15 protein-coding genes and 1 pseudogene are annotated in these 17,204 nt (G+C 45.4%); 7 read left to right on the top strand and 9 right to left on the bottom strand.

What is annotated here, in order from left to right; translation table 11 throughout:
• Nucleotides 1-30: 30 nt before the first annotated feature.
• The 4 genes from dnaK to ACKI5J_RS07390 form a co-directional block, all read right to left on the bottom strand.
• A complete protein-coding gene (gene dnaK, locus ACKI5J_RS07405) occupies nt 31-1,941 on the bottom strand; it encodes a molecular chaperone DnaK (RefSeq protein ID WP_407428063.1) in 1,911 nt (636 codons plus the stop codon).
• A gap of 143 nt (nt 1,942-2,084) precedes the next feature.
• Complete coding sequence (locus ACKI5J_RS07400; RefSeq protein WP_407428061.1) at nt 2,085-3,176, bottom strand: FKBP-type peptidyl-prolyl cis-trans isomerase; 1,092 nt, start codon at nt 3,174-3,176, stop codon at nt 2,085-2,087.
• 86 nt (nt 3,177-3,262) lie between these two features.
• Nucleotides 3,263-4,243, bottom strand: coding sequence for an FKBP-type peptidyl-prolyl cis-trans isomerase (locus tag ACKI5J_RS07395; protein WP_407428059.1), 981 nt, complete (start codon nt 4,241-4,243; stop codon nt 3,263-3,265).
• Between the two features lie 12 nt (nt 4,244-4,255).
• Nucleotides 4,256-5,266, bottom strand: coding sequence for a DHH family phosphoesterase (locus ACKI5J_RS07390; RefSeq protein ID WP_407428083.1), 1,011 nt, complete (start codon nt 5,264-5,266; stop codon nt 4,256-4,258).
• A 153-nt stretch (nt 5,267-5,419) separates the two neighbouring features.
• Here ACKI5J_RS07390 and ACKI5J_RS07385 point away from each other — a divergent pair, with 153 nt between their 5' ends.
• Together ACKI5J_RS07385 and ACKI5J_RS07380 are read left to right on the top strand one after the other, a co-directional pair.
• Nucleotides 5,420-5,839, top strand: coding sequence for a nucleoside-diphosphate kinase (locus ACKI5J_RS07385; RefSeq protein WP_407428057.1), 420 nt, complete (start codon nt 5,420-5,422; stop codon nt 5,837-5,839).
• 422 nt (nt 5,840-6,261) lie between these two features.
• Nucleotides 6,262-6,687 carry a nuclear transport factor 2 family protein gene (locus ACKI5J_RS07380; protein ID WP_407428055.1) on the top strand — a complete coding sequence of 142 codons (426 nt, stop codon included), beginning with the start codon at nt 6,262-6,264 and terminating at the stop codon, nt 6,685-6,687.
• A 56-nt stretch (nt 6,688-6,743) separates the two neighbouring features.
• Here ACKI5J_RS07380 and ACKI5J_RS07375 read toward each other — a convergent pair whose 3' ends face one another.
• On the bottom strand, nt 6,744-7,034 hold the full coding sequence (locus tag ACKI5J_RS07375; RefSeq protein ID WP_407428053.1) for a DUF721 domain-containing protein: 291 nt from the start codon (nt 7,032-7,034) through the stop codon (nt 6,744-6,746).
• On the bottom strand, nt 7,018-8,130 hold the full coding sequence (gene recF, locus ACKI5J_RS07370) for a DNA replication/repair protein RecF (protein WP_407428051.1): 1,113 nt from the start codon (nt 8,128-8,130) through the stop codon (nt 7,018-7,020). The genes ACKI5J_RS07375 and recF overlap by 17 nt, the downstream gene beginning before the upstream one ends.
• Nucleotides 8,131-8,688: 558 nt before the next feature.
• Here recF and ACKI5J_RS07365 point away from each other — a divergent pair.
• From ACKI5J_RS07365 to lipA, 4 genes are all read left to right on the top strand, one after another.
• Nucleotides 8,689-9,366, top strand: coding sequence for a tetratricopeptide repeat protein (locus tag ACKI5J_RS07365; protein WP_407428049.1), 678 nt, complete (start codon nt 8,689-8,691; stop codon nt 9,364-9,366).
• Nucleotides 9,367-9,429: 63 nt separating this feature from the next.
• Nucleotides 9,430-9,921, top strand: a complete 492-nt coding sequence (gene ribH / locus ACKI5J_RS07360) for a 6,7-dimethyl-8-ribityllumazine synthase (protein WP_407428047.1) — start codon at nt 9,430-9,432, stop codon at nt 9,919-9,921.
• A gap of 194 nt (nt 9,922-10,115) precedes the next feature.
• Nucleotides 10,116-10,445: a bacillithiol system redox-active protein YtxJ gene (gene ytxJ / locus ACKI5J_RS07355; protein WP_407428045.1), complete on the top strand. Its 330-nt coding sequence runs from the start codon at nt 10,116-10,118 to the stop codon at nt 10,443-10,445.
• Nucleotides 10,446-10,519: 74 nt separating this feature from the next.
• On the top strand, nt 10,520-11,404 hold the full coding sequence (gene lipA / locus ACKI5J_RS07350; RefSeq protein WP_407428043.1) for a lipoyl synthase: 885 nt from the start codon (nt 10,520-10,522) through the stop codon (nt 11,402-11,404).
• Here lipA and ACKI5J_RS07345 read toward each other — a convergent pair.
• From ACKI5J_RS07345 to ACKI5J_RS07335, 3 genes are all read right to left on the bottom strand, one after another.
• Nucleotides 11,392-12,885, bottom strand: a complete 1,494-nt coding sequence (locus tag ACKI5J_RS07345; RefSeq protein WP_407428041.1) for an NAD(P)H-hydrate dehydratase — start codon at nt 12,883-12,885, stop codon at nt 11,392-11,394. The genes lipA and ACKI5J_RS07345 overlap by 13 nt on opposite strands.
• 7 nt (nt 12,886-12,892) lie before the next feature.
• Entirely contained in the window at nt 12,893-15,736 is a 2,844-nt protein-coding gene (gene uvrA / locus ACKI5J_RS07340) for an excinuclease ABC subunit UvrA (RefSeq protein WP_407428039.1), read from the bottom strand.
• A gap of 151 nt (nt 15,737-15,887) precedes the next feature.
• Entirely contained in the window at nt 15,888-16,727 is an 840-nt protein-coding gene (locus ACKI5J_RS07335) for a lytic transglycosylase domain-containing protein (protein ID WP_407428037.1), read from the bottom strand.
• A 212-nt stretch (nt 16,728-16,939) separates the two neighbouring features.
• Between ACKI5J_RS07335 and ACKI5J_RS07330 the strand changes: the two are divergent.
• Nucleotides 16,940-17,204: pseudogene (locus ACKI5J_RS07330) on the top strand (hypothetical protein); the annotation flags it as partial.

The raw sequence follows: 17,204 nt of genomic DNA, 5'->3' as shown, positions 1-17,204 counted from the left end.
AACGGCTTTTTATATGACATTATTATTGTATTACTTAACCTCTTCGAAGTCAACGTCAGTAACTGTATCACCACTGTTACTTGCGTTTCCGCCAGTAGCTCCGGCACCTGGGTTAGCTGCACCCTGTGCACCTGGGTCCTGAGTACCTTTATACATATCTTCAGAAGCAGCAGTCCATGCCGTCTGCAATTCTTCCTGAGCTACATCGATATCAGCAAAGTTTTTAGCTGCATAAGCATCTTTCAACTTAGCCAAAGCACTTTCGATAGGAGCTTTCTTTTCAGCAGGAACCTTATCACCGTATTCTTTCAACTGCTTCTCAGTTGAGAATATCAGTGCGTCAGCTGAATTCAACTTGTCGATTTCTTCCTTCGCTTTTTTGTCAGATTCAGCATTTGCTTCTGCCTCTTCTTTCATCTTCTTGATCTCTTCATCTGTCAGACCGGAAGAAGCCTCAATACGAATTTTTTGCTCTTTACCAGTTGCCTTGTCTTTAGCAGACACATGCAGGATACCGTTGGCGTCAATGTCGAAGGTTACTTCGATTTGAGGCACACCACGAGGTGCTGGTGGAAGTCCATCTAAGTGGAAACGACCAATCGTACGGTTCTGGTTAGCCATCGGACGCTCACCCTGGAGGATGTGGATCTCTACTGAAGGCTGGTTATCAGAAGCGGTAGAGAATGTCTCTGACTTCTTACTAGGGATGGTTGTGTTAGACTCAATTAATTTTGTCATTACACCACCCATCGTTTCAATACCTAATGAAAGTGGAGTAACATCCAGAAGCAATACATCCTTCACTTCTCCTGTCAAAACACCACCCTGAATAGCTGCACCAATAGCCACAACCTCATCCGGGTTAACACCTTTTGAAGGCTCTTTTCCAAAGAAAGCTTTAACAGCGTCCACGATAGCCGGGATACGCGTAGAACCACCTACCAGGATAATCTCATCGATATCTGAAGTAGATAAGCCAGCGTTCTTTAGTGCTGAGCGGCAAGGATCTATAGTACGTTTGATCAGACTGTCTGCCAGTTGCTCAAACTTCGCGCGACTTAACGTACGAACCAAGTGTTTAGGACCACTTTGGTCTGCTGTGATATACGGAAGGTTTACCTCGGTTTGAGTTGAACTCGAAAGCTCAATTTTCGCTTTTTCAGCAGCTTCTTTCAAACGTTGAAGAGCCATTGGATCTTTTGCAAGGTCCATTCCGTTCTCCGCTTTGAATTCTGCAGCTAACCAGTCAATGATCACCTGATCAAAGTCATCACCACCCAGGTGAGTATCACCATCGGTTGACTTAACTTCAAATACACCGTCACCTAACTCCAGGATAGAAACGTCATGTGTACCACCACCACAGTCAAATACTGCGATCTTCATATCTTTGTGAGCTTTATCCAAACCGTACGCTAAAGCAGCAGCAGTCGGTTCGTTGATAATTCTCTTCACGTTAAGACCAGCAATTTCACCAGCTTCTTTCGTAGCCTGACGCTGAGCATCGTTAAAATATGCAGGTACAGTGATAACAGCTTCTGTAACTTCATGGCCTAAGAAATCTTCAGCAGTCTTCTTCATTTTCTGAAGGATCATCGCAGAGATCTCCTGAGGAGTATATTTACGGCCGTCTATATCAACACGAGGAGTGTTGTTATCACCTTTAACTACCGTATAAGGCACACGCTCCAGCTCACGAGACACTTCATTGAAGCCATTTCCCATGAAACGCTTGATCGAATAAATCGTTTTCGTAGGGTTTGTAATTGCCTGACGCTTTGCAGGATCTCCTACCTTACGCTCTCCGTTTTCAACAAACGCAACAATCGATGGTGTTGTGCGTTTTCCCTCGCTGTTGGCTATAACTACAGGCTCATTACCTTCCATTACGGCAACGCAAGAGTTTGTTGTTCCTAAGTCGATACCAATAATCTTTGACATATTATATTCTCTATTAAATTCTTTGAAATCAATAACACTTTTAGTTATCAATGCTTATGCCAAGCTTTTAATTAAGCACTTTGTCATAGCTTACCGTCCACCAAAGCAGTAAAGAAATGGCCGCAAATGACAAGTTGACAGAACTATTTCTTTTTTGATACGACTGATGTCTTCTTTACAGGAGCGCTCTTGATGGGCGCCTTTAGTTTTGGCTTTGCTGGCTTACCAACGGCCGGAGCCTTCTTGGGCCCCTGCACCGCTTTCTTCACCCGATTGACTTTCACCAGCTCCACTTCAAAATCGAGCGTACTGAAAGGGGCAATGTCCTGCCCTGCTCCCCGGGGTCCGTAAGCTAAACTTGAGGGTATCAGAAAGCGCGCCTTTGCACCTTCATTCAGCAATAGTAAACCTTCATCCCAGCCAGGGATCACCTCACTCTCGCCTACAACAAAGCTAATCGGCTCGTAATTACGTCCCGGTTGCTCCAGTCCGCCTTTCTTGGCTTCCGCCTCAATACTCGAATCAAACACCTTCCCGCTGAGCGTGCGGCCCACATAGTTAACGAAGACGGTGTCTCCTGCTACGGGACAGGCTTTCGCCGAAGGCCGTAAAATTGCATATCTCAAACCTGAAGGTGTAGAAGTCATCTTAAGATGATTTTTCGAAACGAAAGCGTCCAGATTACCCAGTTCATTCACCTTCAGCGAATCTGCAACTTTTGCCTGGGCATCAAGCATCTTCTGGCGCTCGGCCATTGCCTGCTCCATCGACTGCACCTTCTCAACCTTGATCACAAACTGAAGACTGCTTCCCACCGGGAAGAAAGGGGGGCGCTCCATCTGGCCGTCCCTGAACAAAGAGTCAGCCGGAATTTTCACCAAGGCACTATCTTTCTCCGCCATCAACGGAAAGAAATACATCAGGTCAGAAATATTACGACTGGAGTCTACAGCTAAGGTAACCGGCCTTCCGGCATCAAATGAATTGAACAAAACAGAATCTCTGTCTGTCTTCTGAATAAAATTGAAGGTAATTACATCCTTCAATTTTATTTTCTCACCTGCACTCTTCGTCAGGATTTCATAAGAAACGCCATTAGGCAGTGTCACCACATTATTCTGTGGCTGTGCGGCCTCCGTTTTTTTAGTTTTAGCCGATTTCTTCCTGGATTGGCTAAAGCCCTGTGCGGACAGTAACATCAGAAGAGCAATAATCACATGTTGCGATCTCATCATAACAATAATAATAAAAACTTATAATAAAAATCCGGCTGGGTATTAGCCAGCCGGATATACTATTTCTATAACTTAAAAATATCTAATTAGTGTCCGTGACCATCTCCAGCAGAATGGCCGGGAGGCAATTGAGCCGCAGGAGCTGCAGAACCAGGAACCGGTTTTATGATATCAAGCACTTCCATTTCAAACACCAGCGGCATGAACGGAGGGATGATCTGGCTTCCCTGCTCGCCGTACGCTAACTTCGACGGAATGATAAACTTAACCTTGCTGCCTTTAGAAAGCAACAATAAACCTTCATCAAAACCAGGAATAGTAGCGTTTACGCCTGCAGGAACCTTCATAGGCTCGTAAGGACGCATAGGGTTAAATAATCCCGGAGTTTTCTTTGCGGTTTCCAGTACGCTGGTATCAAATACCTTTCCTGTAAGGAAGCTACCTGTATAGTTCAGCTTAACGGTATCACCAACAGCGGGCTTAGCACCTGAACCTTCTTTTTCAACCACATAGTTCAATCCTGAAGCGGTAACGGTGGGCTTCAAATCATTTTTTGCCAGATAAGCGCTTATTTTACCAGCCTCCTGGTCTTTTGCTTTAGCCACCTCAGCTTTCAGGTATTCGTCAACCTTACCCTGGAAAAGGCTGTCGGTCATCGTCCCTTTAGGAATAACCTTGTCCACTTTAAAAGTGAAGATCATATACTTGCCTTTCGTGTTTTCCGGCTTAGGCATATTCATCTTAGCCTGAAGAGAATCCAGGTTAATTTTGAATGTAGCACTATCGCCTTCGCTCAGCATGGCAAGCGCCGCATAGATATCACCCTTAAATGCAGACTTCTGCTGCGCAACAAACATAGGTCTGTCGTAATCGTATGAATTAGATAAAACCGAATCTTCTTCAGTTTTCTGAACAGCATGCAATGCAACGAAGTCACCTTCTTTGATTACCTCACCATCTTTATCCTGGTGGATAATATACTGCATATCCCCCTCACCTTTTTTAAACTGTTTGCAGCTAGTAAACGCTAACGCTGCAACTCCCAACATAATTAAGCTTTTGTTCATTTTATTTTGTGGTTACTGTATTAATAGACTTTTATATTCAACAAGAATTTCTTTAAACTTGGCAACTGTCGCATCCAGCGATAAATCCGACTGACCTCCTGCTGCATTCCGGTGCCCTCCGCCCTTGAAATATTTCTTGCATATTTCGTTGGCCGGGAAATCACCGGTAGAGCGCAACGACAGCTTTACCAGATCCGGACGCTCAATGATAAGCGCTGCCAGGCGGATTCCATTAATCGTCAAGGCATAGTTTACCAGCCCTTCCGAATCACCCGTGGTAATCGCGAACCTTTCCAGCTCCTCTGCAGAGACATAGATAAGCGCAGCATTATACTCAGGTAATACTTCCAGTTTGTTCAACAAGCAATAGCCCAAGAACCGTAAACGGCTTTCTGAGAAGTTATCGTATACCAGCTGATGTATTTTCCAATTCTCAGCACCCCTGGTAATCAGATCTGCAACAATAATATGCACTGCCGGGGTTGTAGTCGGAAAGCGGAATGAGCCGGAGTCTGTCATGATCCCTGTATACAGACAGGTGGCCACGTCTTTATTAATCAGATCCTCCTCCTCCATCACCTTGCAGATAAACTCATATACCAGCTGAGCGGTTGAACAAGCGTTAATGCTCCAGTATCGGTAATCATCAAAATCCTGAGGTTCCAGGTGATGATCAATCATCACCTTCAGCGCAGACGACTGTTCAACAGGCGTTGCCATATCATAGATCCTGCTCAATGCATTGAAGTCAAGGCAAAAGATAAGTTCTGCCTCAGCAATATGCGTTGCGCACACCTCCTCCTGATGCGGATAGACCAGCACCTCGGGGTTATTAGGTAACCATTGAAGAAAAGTAGGATAGTCTGACGGCGTAATTACCTTTACATGATGCCCTTTTTGGATCAGGTAGTTGTAAAGCCCCAAAGATGAGCCCATTGCGTCTCCATCTGGCTTATGATGGGTGGTAATAACAATTCGCTTGGGGTAAGCCAATATTTCTTTAAGGGAGTTTATCTCTGGCATCATTTATTTAAAGAAATGCAAAGCTATTAAAAACCTTGACGTTACAAAACCCAATAATTTCATATGTTCCGCGCATGATCCCGCCCATTTACTTTGCTAAAATCTTTTATGCTCCAATTAAAATCATAATTTTGCAGCAATATAAAAAAAACGATGGCAACAAACAGAACATTTACAATGATTAAACCAGATGGCGTATCTAACGGCCACATGGGAGCTATTCTTGATGATATCACGAAGGGGGGATTCAAAATCATCGCATTAAAATACACTAAATTATCAGCCGAAACAGCGGGTGCATTTTATGCAGTTCACAAAGAGCGTCCTTTCTACGCAGATCTTGTTTCTTTCATGAGTTCTGGTCCTATCATCGCAGCGATCCTGGAGAAAGATAACGCAGTAGAAGATTTCCGTAAACTGATCGGCGCAACAGATCCTGCTAAAGCAGAGCCTGGAACTATCCGTAATAAATACGCTAAATCAATTGACGCGAACGCTGTTCACGGATCTGATTCAGACGAAAATGCAGAGATCGAAGGAAACTTTTTCTTCTCTCAGCTAGAGCGTTTCTAAGAAACTTTCGAAATAAACAGAGGAAGGTATGCGGACCTCGTTACCTTCCTCTCCTTTCTCTTTTTTCTCACTTCCTTCTATCCGCCTCTAAACCGATCCCTACGGCATAACGCAGGCAGCGTTCCGTCTATTTCCTCTGTACTAAACCTGCCACCTTTACGCACAGAACAATCAGTTTGCGGGAAAGCATTGAATTAGCCGATCACAAACAAGAGTTACCCCTGGCAGTCTGTTTAGAGAGTCGGCCGCCCCTAAAAAGTCCGGTCTGAGGCCGCTGACGAACTTTCTGTACTTTTTCGCCGACCCAAATAGGTCGTTTACCGAAAACTTTCCTTTACTGGCCTAATACAGGTTTTCATGCCGTGTTTTCTGTTCTACTTTTGATTCAACAAAACGGAACAAAAAACTTAAAACTCACTGATATGAAAACCCTACAAACGCTAACCGCAGCATTCTTAATCACTTTATCCATGAGCGCCTTTGCAGCCGGAGAGCCAAACAAGAAAAGATTTATTATGACCTATGCTGTAGAAACATACATCGACGCAATGGCAAACGGCGACATCAAAGAACTTCCGGCACTGTTGGACTCAGACGTCAAATTCAGCAGTACAAGAGCCGACAGGGTAGTAACCTTTGGCAAGTCAGAGGTCGTAAAATCATTAAAAGACATCGAAAATGTAAAGCAGAACTGCGTAAGCAGCTACAAAGTACTGGAGCAAAATCAGGCTCAGGCCCTTGTTAAAGTGAACATGAAGTATAAAAACTTTACAAAAGTGAACTACGTAACCATGCAAAACACGTCAAATGGCTGGAAAATCACTCATGTTGCTAGCTCTTACAACTAATTCCCTTTCCCTATATATAAATAGCAAAGGCTCCTTGAACAGGAGCCCTTTGCTATTTATAGGAATACTATTTCTTCGAGCACCTGACTACCGGCCCGCTCGTTCATTTTTTCAAGAATCTGAGACCTGATCATCACCAGTTCATTTTTCAAAACAGACGATTCCACGCGAATGAACAACTTCTTTTCCCGGATATACAGCTGCCGCGTCCGGTTAGCGACAGCAGAACCCATCATTTCGGGCCAGGCAGCTACCAAAGATGTTTCGTCAAACTTCCTTTTAAGCTTATAAACCTGCAACATCTGCTCAATAGCTTCCTTAATCGGCTTATCATTCGTTTTTCTCATGGCTTACTGTCCCTTTTGACACAACAAAAGTAGTCAACTCAACACCGATCGCGGCAAATATTCCTTCAATTCGTTCACGGCTTGTATCCGTAATAAATATCTGTCCGAAATCATCATGAGAAACCATGGTCATCAGTTTCCTGATTCGTTTATCATCTAGCTTATCGAAGATATCGTCCAGCAAAAGCAAAGGCTTATAACCCTTCTTCAACTGAAGGAAACTATATTGCGCTAATTTCAATGCTATCAGAAAAGACTTCTGCTGACCCTGTGATCCAAACTTTTTCATCGGCATTCCGTGCACCGTAAAGTTGAGGTCATCTTTATGAATACCGATAGTGGTGCGCTGCAAAAAGCGGTCCCGTTCCACAGAGCTTCTCAGCAGGTCATGAAAGTCATGATCAAATAAAGGAGATTCATATTTCAGCTCCGCCTGTTCGGCATCTTCGGTCAGGTACTGATAATGCTTTTGAAAAACAGGAATAAACACTGCCATAAAGTCTTTCCTTTTCTCAAAGATCTTCTGCCCTGAGACGACAAGCTGATCATCCAGAATAGACAGCAGCTCCGGATCGTAGCTGCCCCGCTCGGCGATCGACTTCAGCATAGCATTCCGGTTCAGCAGGTTTTTGTTATACACAATCAGTTCGTCGAGATATTGCGCATCGGTTTGGGAAATCACATTATCTACAAAGCGGCGACGCTCCTCACTACCCTCTGTGATGATGTCCACATCATTTGGCGAAATCATAACCGAAGGAAAGAGGCCGATATGATCAGCCAGACGTTGATATTCCTTTTTATTCCTTCTGAACTGCTTCTTTTGGTTACGTTTCAGCGAACAGGAGATCACCTCCCTGGCACCGTCTTTGTCAAAAGAACCCTGTACCATAAAGAAATCAGCATGGGTCCTTATCTGCTGTGTATCGATCGGGTTGAAATAACTCTTACATAGGGAAAGGTAATGGATCGCATCCAACAAATTGGTTTTTCCCGCTCCATTATCCCCCGTGAAGGCGTTTACCGTTGGCGAGAGCAGCAGCTCTGCTTCTTCGTAATTCTTAAAATTCAGTAAAGTTAATTTCTCCAGCCACATACGATCTGTTACAAACCTATATAAAATCAAAGTATATAGCTAATTATTGAATTGATTATGCAAGTATTGATTCGGATGGCTGGTTGACTTATGGAGAACTTCACGCTGCTTCGTAGATGCCTCGATGGTAAAGACAGATCCTTTTGGTACCGTTACCTCTTTGCCTCCTACCATCGGGCAGCCACCTGGCTATCAGATGGCTAGCAGATAGCTACCAGATGGCTAGCAGATGGTGGGTGTAACCACACTGTACCCACGCTGCAGCCACGGTGTAGCCACGTTTTTACAGGAAAAGGTGGCTACACTGTGGGTACAGTGTGGCCGCATCCTGGCTTTACCCCCAAGCTGCCCCCCAGCTGCCCCCCAGCTGCCTCAAAGGTAGCCGCAAGGTGACCATAAGCAGAGCACAGGAGGATCTTCCGTTGCTGGTGATACGACTTCTTTTCGACCAACACAAACCCATAATTTTCAACTTTTTGAAACAATTCCTCTTTTCTTCTGCCGATCACTTGACAGTAACCCTTAAAAATGTATTTTTGCAAACTTTAACTAACGCAAATGGCGACAAATCAAACGGATACTACAACTCAATCAAACATGATAAATAACCCAGGAAGTTTTGTGCAAGAGAATAAGAAAAGTCTGGCAATCATTGGTGGAGCTATAGTAGCACTTATATTACTGTACATCGGGTATCAGCAATTTTACCTGGCACCTCGTGCAAAAACCGCTGCCAACGAAATGTTTAAGGCAGAAGAATATGTAGCAGTTGACTCTCTTGCAGACAGGGCGATCAAAGGTGACGGTTCTTATCCCGGATTTGAAACGATAGCAGAAGAATACTCCAGTACAAAATCTGCAAATCTCGCTAACGCATACCTGGGCGGATTATACCTGCAAAAAGGAGAGTTTGAAAAAGCCATCGACGCTTTAGGAAACTACAGCAGTACCGGCAGTCCGGTTATCGACCCATTGGTTCTGGGCATGATGGGAGATGCACATTCCGAACTGAAACAATACGATAAATCAATCACTTACTATAAAAAGGCGGCTGATAAATCAGACAACACTTTTACCGCTCCTCTTTTCTTAAAGAAACTAGGCCTGGTATATGAAGAGCAAAAAGATTTTAAAGCGGCCGCAGACGCGTACAAAAAAATCAAAGACAAGTATCCAACAAGCTACGAAGCATCCGTTGTAGATGCTTATATCGCTCGTGCGGAAGCTGCTTTATAATACCACACCTTAACATTATACGAAATGGTTATCTTCAGGGTAACCATTTTTTATTTATACACTATGGCAACTCATCTAAAAAATCTTTCCGACTTTTCTCATACTACTATTCCGTCATCAGCTGACTTCAAGTTCGCAATTATCACCGCTCAGTGGAATGCAGAAGTGACCGGCGCTTTGTACCAGGGTGCTTATGATATGCTCATCCAGCAAGGTACTCACGAAGACCATATTATATCGGTTGCCGTACCGGGCAGTTATGAACTGATTGCCGGCGCAGAGATGATGCTGAGCTCAAAAAAAGTTGACGCTGTTATTTGCCTGGGCTGCATCATTCAGGGAGACACTCCTCATTTTGACTATATCTGTAGTGGTGTGGCCAACGGAATTGCCAACGTCGGTATCAAACACAGTGTTCCTGTGATCTTTGGCGTCCTTACCACCCTCAATCTGGAACAGGCACAGGAAAGAGCTGGCGGTAAACACGGAAATAAAGGTACAGAAGCTGCGGCTTCTGCCATACTAATGGCAGATCTTCAACGTTCATTAAAATAAACAAAAGCCGAAGCCAGCTTGTTACTGATATGGTTTCATCTCATTTGCTCATGAAAAGAACTTTTCTTGGCCTGGTGGTTTTGATTATACTATCCACCTGCTTACAGTCGTGTTCGAACAAGTTATGTCCCGCATATAACTCATATCCCAAGTCCCGAAGGTAACGGGTCGTTTCTTCAATCAATACTTTTCCTATGAACTGGATCCAACTAGAATCTATACAACAATTACAGGACATTAAAAATGCTCCTGGTTATAGCATTATATTTAAGCACAGCACACGTTGCTCCATCAGCATGATGGCCAGAAAAAGGTTTGAACTAGACGAGGATGCTATCCCTGAAGGCACTCCCCTATACTTTCTTGATTTAATCAGGCACAGGGATGTTTCGGGCGCAGTGGCTGATATTTTCAACGTTGATCATGAGTCTCCTCAGTTACTTCTCCTGAAGGATGGTATCTGCATCTATCATGCATCACATGGAGAAATCTCCGGCGAGCTGGCATCCGCACATATTTCCTGATATCATCTAAGCAGATTGTCATATTCCACTAGCCCGTAGCGGATATCTTAGATCTAATTAATTACATTTGTACTATGATTGAATTGCCGGTAATACCTGCCAACCAAACTCAGAGGAGACCAAATTGGCTAAGGGTGAAACTGCCCGTGGGAAAAGAATATGCAAATGTAAGAGGATTAGTGGATACTCATAAGCTTCACACGATATGTGAAAGCGGCAATTGCCCCAATATGGGCGAATGCTGGGGTGCTGGTACCGCTACATTTATGATCCTTGGCAATATCTGCACGCGCTCCTGCTCTTTTTGCGCAGTGGCTACAGGACGTCCGCTGGCGGTCGACCTCGACGAGCCTAACCGCGTAGCGAGTTCAATCAAATTAATGAGCGTTAAACATGCGGTTATTACTTCTGTAGACCGTGACGATCTAAAGGATGGAGGTTCCATCATTTGGGCTGAAACGATCCGTGCTGTTCGGCGGGAAAGCCCGGAAACCACTATGGAAACGCTTATCCCTGATTTCAGAGGCATATGGGATAATCTCTACCGCGTTTGCGAAGAACGCCCTGAAGTCATTTCACATAATATCGAAACTGTAAGACGGCTTACCAGAGAAGTTCGCATTCAGGCAAAATACGACCGCAGTATGGAAGCATTGAAACGTATATCTGAATTTGGACTACGTACCAAGTCGGGCATTATGCTTGGACTTGGCGAAACAGAGGCCGACGTTATCGAGACGATGCAGGATCTTGCTGATACGGGTGTTCACATCTTGACTCTCGGTCAGTACCTCCAGCCTACTAAGAACCACCACCCGGTAATAGACTGGATACACCCGGATCAGTTTGCCAAGTACAAGGAAATTGGTCAGGATATGGGATTCAAATATGTAGAAAGCGGACCGTTGGTACGTTCTTCCTACCACGCAGAAAAACATCTTTTTGATCAGGTAAGATAGCCAGCGATGGCTGATGGTAGCCTTCGCAGTAATTCTGAGGCGGGGATAACGTAGTCGGTACTACTTTCACCGACTGCACCATGCAGATATACACCCAGCATAGCTGCGTCTTCCGGCTTATAGCCTTGAGCGATTAAAGAGGTAATCATGCCCGTCAGCACATCGCCCATACCACCGGTTGCCATTGCCGGACTTCCTGTTGGGTTAAACAGGCATGTTCCGTTGGGTAGAAAAACGATGGTATACCGGTTCTTCAAAACGATGGTACAACCTAATGTACTGGCGCGGTCACGACCAGTTTCCAGGCGCTGCCACCAGGACTGATGTTCACCAAACAACCGGTCGAACTCTTTCATGTGTGGTGTAAGTACAGATCCTTCTGGTATAAGCTGCACCAGCTCGTAATGGTCGGCAATCAGGTTCAGAGCATCGGCATCTAATACTGTCGGCTTCTGATAGGTTCGCATGACCTTAGTAAGAAGTTTAAGGCTGGCAGCTCCGGTTCCTAAACCAGGACCAATACCCAAACAACTATATTGCGTGTATTCTATTTCCAGTTCCCGGCCCTCATTCCTGATAAGCGCCATAACTTCGGGTGTTCTGCTGTTTAAGGCAGTGAGGCCTTCCTCAGGTATACATGCCGTGGTGAGGCCTGCGCCGGTATATAAACTGGCTTCTGCGCTTAGCAGCGCAGCGCCCATCGTTTCGGGTGAACCCGCCACAATCAAGGCGTGTCCGTAGGTTCCTTTGTGGCTGAAGCGCGCCCGCCTGACGAGGCGACAAGTGATATCTTCCTTTTCAACGAACTTATAAGGTGAGTCAAGGGACTGTATATAGGATTCGTCGAGGCCAATATCTACTACACGGTGCTCTTCAAGGAAGTATGCCGATTCTGGCAGCAGAAAGTTGATTTTCGGCCGTTGAAATGTAATGGCTAATTTGGCATAAACAACGCAATCATCCGCAGCGAGAGGCCCTTCGGCCCTGAAACCTGTCGGCATGTCTACGGCTACGACCTTCTTCCTCCAGGAATTGATCTTCTCAACGAGCTCCTTCCACTTTCCGCCAAGAGGCTTGTTCAGGCCTGACCCTAACATGGCGTCTATGATGAGCACTGCGGGCTCGTTAACCAGATCGGCAGCATCCCGTACTTCCTGTACCGGGATTTTATAGGAATGGAGCGCTTTCAGATTGACAAGGAAGTCTGCGCTGCTTTTTTCTGTAAAGCGAATGATCTTCACGTCAACGGCATGGTATCCTTCGTCGTAAAGCATACGCGCGATTGCCAGACCATCACCTCCGTTATTTCCCGTGCCACAGTAAACCGCTATTTTATTGTACTTTTCGGAAAATTCCCTTACAAAGGAACTGACAAACGCTTTGCCCGCCTTTTCCATCAGGTCAATGGAACTGATCTTTGCCGACCCGATGGTGTGCGCGTCTGAAGAACGCATTTGTTCAGTAGTAAGGAGATTTTCCATAGCTTATCTAACGTTGCATTTCTAGCTTTAAAAACTGTCCGGTAAAACTCTTTTTCACTTGGGTAAGGCCTTCCGGCGTTCCTTCGAAGAGCACCTGCCCTCCACCGGCACCACCTTCAGGACCGAGGTCGATTACCCAATCTGCCACCTTCACCACATCCAGGTTGTGCTCAATAACCAGAATGGTATTTCCGTGATCTACCAGGCGGTTTAGTACCCCTAACAATACATGGATATCTTCAAAATGGAGACCCGTAGTAGGCTCATCCAATATATAGAAGGTTTTTCCTGTATCTTTCTTAGACAGCTCGGTGGCGAGTTTCACACGTTGTGCTTCACCGCCTGAGAGCGTTGTGGATGATTGTCCGAGCTTAATATACCCCAGACCGACATCATAAAGTGTCTTTATCTTCCGGTGAATGGAAGGAATCAGTTCGAAGAAGCCCACGGCCTCTTCTATACTCATATCGAGCACATCACTGATGGATTTTCCCTTGTAACGCACCTCGAGGGTCTCGCGGTTATAGCGTCTGCCGTTACACTCCTCGCAGGGAACCTGCACGTCGGGCAGGAAGTTCATTTCGATGATCTTCATTCCGGCGCCCTGACACGTTTCGCATCTTCCGCCTTTTACGTTAAAGGAGAAGCGACCGGGTTTATACCCCCTGATTTTTGCTTCAGGCAGGCCGACAAAAAGGTTACGAATGTCTGAAAACACGCCTGTATAAGTAGAAGGGTTGGAGCGAGGTGTACGCCCTATCGGGGTCTGGTCAATTTCGATTACCTTATCAATATGCTCCAGGCCTTCGATCGCCTTATAAGGCATCGGTGTTTTCTTCGCTCTGAAGAAATGTTTGTTGAGTATCGGGTACAGTGTTTCGGCAATCAGACTGGATTTACCGCTTCCAGACACACCGGTAACACAGATCAGCTTTCCAAGAGGAAAAGATACGGTTACGTTACGCAGGTTGTTCCCTGTGGCATTCCGGAGGACCAGCTGTTCACCGGTGCCTTTCCGCCTTTCAGCAGGTATAGCAATTTCCTTTTCTCCGCTGAGATAGGCGTTCGTAAGTGTTTTCGCCAGTTTCACTTCTGCGGGAGTGCCCTGGGCGACTACTTGTCCGCCATGCACTCCGGCTGCCGGCCCCATATCGATTACATGATCTGCTTCGAGGATCATATCCTTATCGTGCTCTACGACGAGCACGGAATTGCCAATATCACGAAGGTTTTTAAGGGCCGAAATGAGGCGTGCATTGTCCCGCTGATGCAGTCCGATACTCGGTTCATCCAGTATATAAAGCACATTAACGAGCTGAGATCCGATCTGAGTAGCCAGGCGGATGCGCTGCGCCTCTCCTCCGGACAGTGTTTTGGCCGTTCTGTTAAGTGTCAGATAGTTTAAGCCTACGTCGAGGAGGAAACCTAGTCTGGAGCGGATCTCCTTCAATATTTCCTTTGCAATAATTCCCTGACGCTCATTAAGACGGGATTCTACCTCATCAAACCAAAGCGACAGGCTGTTGATATCCATAGAGGCGAGCTCATAGATATTCTTTTCGCCAACTTTGAAATGAAGGGATTCTTTTTTCAGTCTGGCACCATGACATACGGGACAAACCTTCAGCACGCGGAAGTCATCCAGGTCTTTCAGCATGTCTTCGGCTTTTTTCTCCGACTGCTCTTCGAGCATCTTGATGATGCCGTCGAATGTTACCTGATAATTCTGAACATTCCACTTATTGTATTGTACCGGAACAGTCAGCAGCTCATCAGAGCCGTGCAGTATAATTTCCAGAATCTCTTTAGGTAGCTTTTCAATAGGATCGGATAAGGAAAACTCCTTCTTCTTGCCAAGAGCCTTCAGCATTTGGAAGATCCAGGTTTCCCTGTACTCTCCGATAGGCGCCAGGCCCCCTTTCGTAATGCTGAGCTTTGGGTCGGGAACAACCGATGATTCGTCTATCTCATAGATGGAACCGAGGCCGTCACATCGTTCGCAGGCACCGTAAGGCGAGTTGAACGAAAATGTGTTAGGTTGTGGCTCATCATAGGATATACCGGATTCAGGATCCATCAGGTACTTACTAAAAAAGAACTCATTATTATCCTGATCAGCGATCTTGATGATGCCTTTCGCGATTTTCAGGGCTGACTGGATGGAACTGTAGAGACGTTTAGCGTCCTTATCGGTCACGTTCAACCTGTCTACTACCATCTCAATGTCGTGTATGCGGTATCGGTCCAACTGCATTTTAGGAGTGAGGTCGACGATTTCGCCGTCCACACGAACCTTCAGGTAGCCCTGCTTCCGGATCTGTTCGAAAAGTTCGCGGTAGTGACCTTTACGGCCCTTGACCACCGGGGCAAGCACGTTGACTGCTTTGCCGTCAAACTGCTGCAGAATACTCCGGAGCATCTGATCTTCAGACATGCGCTCCATCTTCTTACCCGTTACGTACGAATAAGCGTCAGCTGTTCTGGCGAATAACAACCGCATGAAGTCATAGATCTCGGTAATGGTTCCGACGGTAGAACGCGGGTTTTTAGACGTCGTTTTTTGTTCGATGGCAATGACGGGACTCAGCCCGGATATTTTGTCGACATCGGGACGTTCCATACCACCCAGGAATTGCCTGGAATAGGCGCTAAAGGTTTCCATGTAACGCCTTTGTCCCTCAGCGTATATGGTATCGAAGGCCAAGGATGACTTCCCGCTTCCACTGAGGCCGGTAATGACTACCAGCTGGTTCCTTGGAAAGGATACATCAATATTTTTAAGGTTGTGAACCCTGGCTCCGTAGACCTCTACCTCACTTTGCTCGCCAAGATCTGGTGTGCTTTTATTCATTAATTTGTATCTCTTGAAATATTGACGATAAAGATCGCGTAATAGTCTGTAATATACAGCCTCGTTTGTAATTTTAGGAGCGAAGGCCCTGACGCATATTTCTCCCCAGAAGTTAGCATCAGAACCTTCGCTCTAAAAATTTAACAAAGATCTAAAGGTCTTGTTTCCTGAGAAGATTAAGCGCATCGATGGCGTTGCGCTCGGTAATAGGATCGATAACCCGGTGTTTCGGCTGTTGCGCATCACGTGCTAGCAGGCTCTCTCCTCGTCTTGCAAATCCGTATTTAATCGGATTTTCAATCACTTCTTTCATGGAAGCCAGCTTGTAGACATAAGAAGCTGTTTCCCTGTTTAACTTCAGTTTAAAGTAATTGTCATGTCCCTGGACCGCAATTTGTCTCTTTAAACTATTTTCACCTACATTATATGCAGCTGCAACAAGGGTCCAGTTATTGAACTCCTTATACAAGTCGCGTAAATACTTTGCTGCAGCAACGGTAGACTTTCTCATGTTCTGCCGGTCGTCACGGGAACGGTTAACCACCAGCCCGTAACTTCTTGCCGTTTGGGGCATAAACTGCCAGTAGCCGGAGGCTCCTTTAGGAGACGTACCTCCACTTAAGCCACTCTCTACCAAAGGAAGGTATTTGAAATCTTCCGGAATGCCGTACTGCTCGAGTATCGGCTCAATTACAGGAAACCAGCGGGCAGCTTTGTGATGCAACCGGTTTGTCTGAATATGCTCATAACTGCTGGCTTTTAAATACTTTTTCATCCTCTGGGAAACCTTTACGTGCTGTACCGGTATTTCCTCACTGGCAAACTCAAATGAGATGACAGGGGATGATTCTTTTTCGTCGCGGGGAGAAGGGACATCCACTTTTTGTGGAAACGACTTAACGTGTGTTACTGAAGTTTTGCTGATACCCACTTTTGCTAAAACGGTGATCAGAACAACTGCAATACACGCGATCAAATGTTTCTTAATCATGCGTACCTTACTATGTTTATTATTAAAAAGATTACAAAGGTAAGCAATATATATGTGATACACAAGCACTTATGTTTTATACCCTAAAAACCAGGGGGTTAATACGCAATTTTTCACAGTTTTCGGCCAAACTTATTAGCAAACACTATACAGATTTAATTGTTAAATTTTGACTAACTTTGCACCCCATTTAAATAGGTTAGCAGTATAACATGCCAAATAGTAACAATCGGAAAAGTCGCGAGGACAAGTCCTTCAATAACAACCGTTTCGACGCAAGTTCAAAGAACGATCGTCAGGAAAGGTCAAACACAGAAAACAAAAGAAAGTTTGACGGCGACCGTAAAAAGTCGTTCGGGGATCGCCCGGCAAGGTCTGAGAGACCATCGTCAGACGAAAGAGGACAGGAACGCAGAGCAAGCGGAGATCGTCCTTTTGCGAGAAAACCCTTCAACCAGGATTCCAGAGAAAAAAGTC

It is taken from the genome of Arcticibacter sp. (assembly GCF_045629565.1).
Lineage (GTDB): Bacteria > Bacteroidota > Bacteroidia > Sphingobacteriales > Sphingobacteriaceae > Arcticibacter.
This window is presented reverse-complemented; position numbering and strand designations above follow the sequence as displayed.

What these genes read in the sequence shown, in the direction of transcription:
- lipA (WP_407428043.1), top strand. Translation starts at nt 10,520, where the DNA reads ATGATTGAATTGCCGGTAATACCTGCCAACCAAACTCAGAGGAGACCA.
- ACKI5J_RS07385 (WP_407428057.1), top strand. Translation starts at nt 5,420, where the DNA reads ATGGCAACAAACAGAACATTTACAATGATTAAACCAGATGGCGTATCT.
- ytxJ (WP_407428045.1), top strand. Translation starts at nt 10,116, where the DNA reads ATGAACTGGATCCAACTAGAATCTATACAACAATTACAGGACATTAAA.
- dnaK (WP_407428063.1), bottom strand. Translation starts at nt 1,941, where the DNA reads ATGTCAAAGATTATTGGTATCGACTTAGGAACAACAAACTCTTGCGTT.
- ACKI5J_RS07345 (WP_407428041.1), bottom strand. Translation starts at nt 12,885, where the DNA reads ATGGAAAATCTCCTTACTACTGAACAAATGCGTTCTTCAGACGCGCAC.
- ACKI5J_RS07390 (WP_407428083.1), bottom strand. Translation starts at nt 5,266, where the DNA reads ATGCCAGAGATAAACTCCCTTAAAGAAATATTGGCTTACCCCAAGCGA.
- ACKI5J_RS07335 (WP_407428037.1), bottom strand. Translation starts at nt 16,727, where the DNA reads ATGATTAAGAAACATTTGATCGCGTGTATTGCAGTTGTTCTGATCACC.
- recF (WP_407428051.1), bottom strand. Translation starts at nt 8,130, where the DNA reads ATGTGGCTGGAGAAATTAACTTTACTGAATTTTAAGAATTACGAAGAA.
- ACKI5J_RS07400 (WP_407428061.1), bottom strand. Translation starts at nt 3,176, where the DNA reads ATGATGAGATCGCAACATGTGATTATTGCTCTTCTGATGTTACTGTCC.
- ACKI5J_RS07365 (WP_407428049.1), top strand. Translation starts at nt 8,689, where the DNA reads ATGGCGACAAATCAAACGGATACTACAACTCAATCAAACATGATAAAT.
- ACKI5J_RS07380 (WP_407428055.1), top strand. Translation starts at nt 6,262, where the DNA reads ATGAAAACCCTACAAACGCTAACCGCAGCATTCTTAATCACTTTATCC.
- ACKI5J_RS07375 (WP_407428053.1), bottom strand. Translation starts at nt 7,034, where the DNA reads ATGAGAAAAACGAATGATAAGCCGATTAAGGAAGCTATTGAGCAGATG.
- ribH (WP_407428047.1), top strand. Translation starts at nt 9,430, where the DNA reads ATGGCAACTCATCTAAAAAATCTTTCCGACTTTTCTCATACTACTATT.
- ACKI5J_RS07395 (WP_407428059.1), bottom strand. Translation starts at nt 4,243, where the DNA reads ATGAACAAAAGCTTAATTATGTTGGGAGTTGCAGCGTTAGCGTTTACT.
- uvrA (WP_407428039.1), bottom strand. Translation starts at nt 15,736, where the DNA reads ATGAATAAAAGCACACCAGATCTTGGCGAGCAAAGTGAGGTAGAGGTC.